A 4,074-nucleotide genomic window follows, 5' to 3' on the forward strand; every position below is an offset into this window, starting at 1 on the left:
GATCAAAATAACGGTTTTTATTTTCTATATGTCATGATACCGGCTGCCATTTGCGCAAGAACAGGGTATTGCCCACAACTGACACAGAACTGAAGGCCATGGCTGCTCCGGCCAGAATCGGATTTAACAACCCGAATGCTGCAACCGGGATCAGAACCACATTGTAAGCAAAAGCCCAGAACAGGTTCTGGCGGATTTTCCGCATCGTTGCTTTCGACAAGCGGATTGTGTTGACAATCCCCATTAGGTCGCCGCGCATTAAAGTAATATCAGCGGCCTCCATCGCAACATCTGTCCCGGTTCCAATCGCAATCCCGACATCGGCTGCAGCAAGAGCCGGGGCATCATTGATCCCGTCGCCGACCATTGCGGTGATGTTGCCGGCACGCTTTAATTTTTCAACTTCTTTAGATTTATCTTCCGGCAGCACTTCCGCGAGCACACGATCCACGCCGACTTGCCGGGCAATCGCTTCGGCAGTACGGCGGTTATCGCCTGTCATCATGACCGTTTCAATGCCCATTTCTTTCAACATGCGGATCGCTTTTGCCGATGTTTCTTTTACCGTGTCTGCAACAGCAATCAGTCCGGAAAGCGCGCCATCCATTGCAACCAGCATGGCTGTTTTGCCGTCTTCCTCAAGTTTTTCCATTTGGCTGATCACATCGTCGATCCGGATATGCGCATCCTCCATCATTTTTTTATTCCCGATCAAAACTTCTCTTTCCTCTATTTTAACCCGGATACCACGGCCCGGGACTGCTTCGAATTCCATAACATTTGGCAGTTGCAGGCCCTTTTCAGCCGCTTTTTTTACAATGGCTGCACCAAGCGGGTGTTCCGATCCTTTTTCGGCTGCGGCGGAAATGGCAAGCAAATCATCCTCTGAAAAACCGCCGTATGGAATGAGATCTGTTACTTCCGGCTCTCCTTTTGTAATCGTACCGGTTTTATCGAGTACAACAGTCGTAATGCGATGGGCGCTTTGCAAATGCTCCGCGCTTTTGATCAGCACGCCGTTTTCAGCACCGAGGCCGGTTCCCACCATGACTGCTGTCGGGGTAGCAAGCCCGAGGGCGCAAGGGCAGGCGATGACGAGCACAGCAACCATGCTGACCATCGCAGGGGTGAATCCGGCCGCAAAATACGTCACCGCAAATGTCACCAATGCAATCAATATGACGATCGGTACGAAAATACCCGAAATCTGGTCAGCCAGATGCTGGATCGGCGCTTTCGACCCTTGCGCCTCTTCCACGAGTTTAATGATCTGGCTGAGTGCCGTATCTTTCCCGACTTTCGTAGCTTTAAAACGGAACGAACCGGTTTTATTCAATGTCGCACCGATGACGGCATCGCCCGCTTTTTTTGAAACAGGCATGCTTTCGCCGGTCAGCATGGACTCATCGACAGAAGAAGCCCCTTCTGTGATGACGCCGTCAACCGGAATTTTTTCCCCGGCGCGGACAAGAAGTATATCGCCGGGGACGACTTCTTCAACCGGTACTTCAATTTCTTTTCCGCCCCGGTTGACTCGAGCCGTTTTTGCCTGCAGGCCCATCAGTTTTTTCATCGCTTCTGATGTTTGGCCTTTTGCCCTCGTTTCCATCAGTTTGCCAAGAACGATCAGCGTCATCACAATGGCGGATGCCTCAAAGTAAAGCATGCGCCCGGAACCGAGGATGGTGAGGACAAGGCTGTATAAATAGGCCGTAGACGTCCCAAGCACAACCAAAACGGCCATATTGGCACTCCCGCCCCGGATTGCATGGTAAGCATCCCTGTAGTAATGGCCGCCGACAAAGATTTGCACGATTGTAGCAAGCAAAAGCTGCAGCCACGGGTTCATATGGAATGAAAAACTGCCGCCGTAATGCATAGCGATATCCGAAATCATTTGCAACAGGAAAAAGACTGAGATAACAGCACCAACTGCAAATTTTATTTTTTGCTTTTTGTATGCTTTCTCACGCATCTTCTTTTCATAGTCCGGATCGAGTTCGCCTTTTACTTTTGCGTCATAGCCGGCCTTTTTTACAGCGGCAATCATTTGTTCAGCGCTTGCCTGCCCCGGCAGGTATGTAACACTTGCCGTTTCCGTTGCCAGGTTGACGGCGGCACTCACAACACCGGGGGTTTTTTTCAGCGCCCGCTCCACGCGGTTGGCGCATGCCGCACATGTCATGCCTATAATATTGAGCTGCGCTTTTTCTTCTAATACGCCATAACCCGTTTTCTCCACTTTTTCGATCAAATTTTCGACGGTCGCCTGTTTCGTATCGTATTGAATGGCAGCTTTTTCTGTTGCCAGGTTCACACTTACTTTTTTGACACCTTCCACTTTCGATAAATTCTTTTCAATCCGGTTGGCGCAAGCTGCACACGTCATGCCGGTAATGCCAAGCGTGACGCTGGCGTCCTGTTTTTCCTGTAGTGATGCGGCCATATCCATTCCTCCTGACGCCTTTTATACCCTCTATAGGTATATTTTTTTGAAAAAAGAGAGCGTGCCCGAAAGCACAGCCCGTTTTGTCCGGATTTACGCTACTTCATAGCCTTGGTCTTCAATTGTTTCTTTTACTTTATCAAGCGTAACTTCATTCGTATCGAATTCAACATCCACTTTTCCTTCTGCCAAATGAACATCTACATTTTTCACGCCTGACAATTCGCCGACGCTTCCTTTAACCGCTTTTACACAATGTTCGCACGACATGCCTTGTACATTTAAGGTTACTTTTTCCATGATCCATTCGCTCCTTTATTTTCGCATTGTTTTTTGTATGGTTACTAAAAATTCATCCAGCACATCGAGATCCCCTTCTTGAATCCGTTCCAAGACACAATTTTTCAAGTGGCCCTCGAGCAGGATCTTCGACACGCCGTTTAAGGCAGATTGGATGGCAGCGATTTGGGTAATGACATCATCGCAATAGGTATCTTTTTCGATAAGGCCTTTTACGCCTCTTACCTGCCCTTCAATACGGTTCAACCTGCTGACCAGGTTCCTTTTCACTTTTTCCGAATGGTGGCTTTTACGTTCACTGTGGGCGGGGCAAACGGAAGCTTCATTCCGGGCATCCATCATGATATCCAATTCCTCCATATCCTGGCCTCCTCGTATATGTAAAATATACCTCTCCCCGGTATACTATGTCAATAGAGATGCTCCTATTTCTGAAGCGTACGTCAAATGGCCCGGAAATGTTGATCACCTTTTCAAATAAGCGATCTTGTTTTAAATTGGAACTTGCTGAATAAGCCAAATTCCTAAATTTGGCAAGGATGCTGACAGCTTTGGCATCAATTTAATGCAAGTTTTTTAAAAATGCAGGGAAAAGCTTGCACTCGAAACGCGCCCTATGTGAAGAAAGGTCTTCGTTTTTCCGCGCTTTCTTAACATAGACGGGCTCTATGTTAAGGAAGGCCGCCTTTTTTCCGCGCTTCCTTAACGTAGACGTACCCTATGTGAAGGAAGGTCTTCGTTTTTGCGTGCTTCCTTAACGTAGACGGGCTCTACGTGAAGAAAGACCTTCAATTTTTCGTGCTTCCTTAACGTAGACGCCCTCTATGTGAAGAAAGGTCGTCTTTTTTCCGCGCTTCCTTAACATAGACGTACCCTATGTGAAGGAAGGTCTTCGTTTTTGCGTGCTTCCTTAACGTAGACGGGCTCTACATGAAGAAAGACCGTCAATTTTCCGTGCTTTCTTAACGTAGAGCCCCTCTAAGGAATCGCGACTGATCCCAAAATGTCTTTTTGAAGCCGTCAAAAGGACAAAACACGCGGCATTCGATCCCGAAATGTCTTTTTGAACCTGCCAAAAGGACAAAACACGGTGCATCCGAGCCCGAAATGTCCTTTTGAACCTGCCAAAAAGACAAAACAAGCCGCACCTAGGCCCGAAATGTCCTTTTGAACCTGCCAAAAAGACAAAACACGGTGCATCCGGGCCCGAAATGTCCTTTTAAACCTGCCAAAAAGACAAAACACGGTGCATCCGAACCCGAAATGTCTTTTTGAACCTGTCAAAAGAACAAAACACGCGGCATCCGAACCCGAAATGTCTTTTTGAA

Annotated in this window: 3 protein-coding genes; all 3 read right to left on the minus strand. The window is 47.9% G+C overall.

Translation table 11 applies throughout. The features are described 5' to 3' along the window. Positions 1-31: 31 nt before the first annotated feature. The 3 genes from P9687_RS16120 to P9687_RS16130 all read right to left on the minus strand — a co-directional run bounded on the left by P9687_RS16120 (position 32) and on the right by P9687_RS16130 (position 3,106). Positions 32-2,446 carry a heavy metal translocating P-type ATPase gene (locus P9687_RS16120; RefSeq protein WP_328228665.1) on the minus strand — a complete coding sequence of 805 codons (2,415 nt, stop codon included), beginning with the start codon at positions 2,444-2,446 and terminating at the stop codon, positions 32-34. Positions 2,447-2,539: 93 nt separating this feature from the next. Continuing rightward, positions 2,540-2,746: a copper chaperone CopZ gene (gene copZ, locus P9687_RS16125; protein WP_328228664.1), complete on the minus strand. Its 207-nt coding sequence runs from the start codon at positions 2,744-2,746 to the stop codon at positions 2,540-2,542. 15 nt (positions 2,747-2,761) lie between these two features. Further along, entirely contained in the window at positions 2,762-3,106 is a 345-nt protein-coding gene (locus P9687_RS16130; RefSeq protein ID WP_035184253.1) for a metal-sensitive transcriptional regulator, read from the minus strand. Positions 3,107-4,074: the final 968 nt, after the last annotated feature.

The organism is Weizmannia sp. CD-2023 (genome assembly GCF_036225245.1).
GTDB lineage: Bacteria > Bacillota > Bacilli > Bacillales > Bacillaceae_C > Weizmannia > Weizmannia faecalis.

Excerpts from the sequence above, each read along its gene's own strand:
- P9687_RS16120 (WP_328228665.1), bottom strand. The coding sequence starts at position 2,446 with ATGGCCGCATCACTACAGGAAAAACAGGACGCCAGCGTCACGCTTGGC.
- copZ (WP_328228664.1), bottom strand. The coding sequence starts at position 2,746 with ATGGAAAAAGTAACCTTAAATGTACAAGGCATGTCGTGCGAACATTGT.
- P9687_RS16130 (WP_035184253.1), bottom strand. The coding sequence starts at position 3,106 with ATGGAGGAATTGGATATCATGATGGATGCCCGGAATGAAGCTTCCGTT.